Raw genomic sequence first — 1,323 nt, 5'->3', positions numbered from 1 at the left:
TCATATCATATTCTTCAAATATGACTCGATAATACTTTGCCACAATAGCACCTAACAGGTTTTTAATTGAAGCTAGTATTACCGTTTTAACATCTATTGTCAACCATAAAAATTACACTCCTTAATGAAATCGATTTAAACTCTAATTATTTATTAGAAACTAAATGGCTTAATAAATAATGCTATTACTTATAACTTGAAAAATAAACTCTCCCGTATAATCTGCTAATTACGCAACTTAGAAAAGTTAACCTAGATAATTAACTTCCAAGAGTCATGTCAGGCTGGGTTTAAAATTAGGGTTTTAGTAAAGAATACTACCAGGCAACCCCCCGTTTTATTTCCTACTTGGCATTATTGGCATCATCATACTACTTATATGTCACATTGACATATATATCACATTGACATATACTTGTATTAAATACTTTTGAGCGAAACTAAATTTTGCGTATCATTTCTAAGAAAAAACTTCGCGATTATTATATAAGTAATGTTCAATCTGAAATCCCACTGACAGAGTGGTACTATAAAATGTTAGAGACAAATGCGTCTAATATTTTTGAGTTGAGGCAAGTTTTTAATAGTGTAGATCCTGTTTATGGCTACACTATATTTAATGTTGGTGGTAATAATTATCGTTTAATAACGGCGATTCATTACAACACCCAAACTTGTTATGTCAGAACAATTTGGACACATGCTGAATATGACAAACCAATTAATAAAGAAAAATTAAAGCGAGGTGATTTATGAAGGCTCTTGCTATTGACTACATTGACAATAAAACCAAACATAAATTTCATTTACCACTAACTGTGTTTAAGAAACCAACTAATGATAATGAATATAAATATCTCGAAGATATTCTAGATAAATTAATTGACGAGGTTCGTGATGATGAAAATCATCCTCTAGCTTTGGCAATGCAAATCATCGGTGAGAACTTAGAGCAATATGATAATGAGCATTTTCCTTTGATTGGTGAAAATGTAACGGATGTTGAGTTGGTAAAGTATCTAATGAATATCAATCAACTTCATCAAAAAGATCTTGCTCCTATATTTGGTGGCCAAGCAAATGTTTCCAAATTTCTAAATGGAGAACGAAGCTTAGGAAAAAATCATATATCTGAGCTAAAAAGAAAATTTAAAATTAGTGCTGATTTTTTCCTAAAATAGGAATGGAGAGAATCCTTTTTCTGGCATGGTTCAAATAACCCCTGTTTTAGTGAGCACTGAGCGTGCGTAATCCTGCCCTGATGTGTTATGATTTGGGCATGAATTAATGATTCAATTGCTCTTTAAAAAGATCTAGAGAACT

2 protein-coding genes are annotated in these 1,323 nt (G+C 31.4%); both read left to right on the top strand.

The window, feature by feature from the left end:
• Nucleotides 1-447: 447 nt before the first annotated feature.
• Nucleotides 448-756 carry a type II toxin-antitoxin system HigB family toxin gene (locus ELY15_RS15810; protein WP_064276601.1) on the top strand — a complete coding sequence of 103 codons (309 nt, stop codon included), beginning with the start codon at nt 448-450 and terminating at the stop codon, nt 754-756.
• Nucleotides 753-1,181, top strand: coding sequence for a type II toxin-antitoxin system HigA family antitoxin (locus ELY15_RS15805; protein ID WP_058393378.1), 429 nt, complete (start codon nt 753-755; stop codon nt 1,179-1,181). Before ELY15_RS15810 ends, ELY15_RS15805 begins: the two co-directional genes overlap by 4 nt.
• Nucleotides 1,182-1,323 lie beyond the last annotated feature (142 nt).

This window comes from Legionella sp. km772, from assembly GCF_003989735.1.
In the GTDB taxonomy this organism is placed as follows: Bacteria; Pseudomonadota; Gammaproteobacteria; order Legionellales; family Legionellaceae; genus Legionella.
Note: the sequence above shows the minus strand (reverse complement) of the source record. Positions and strands in the feature narration are given on the sequence as shown.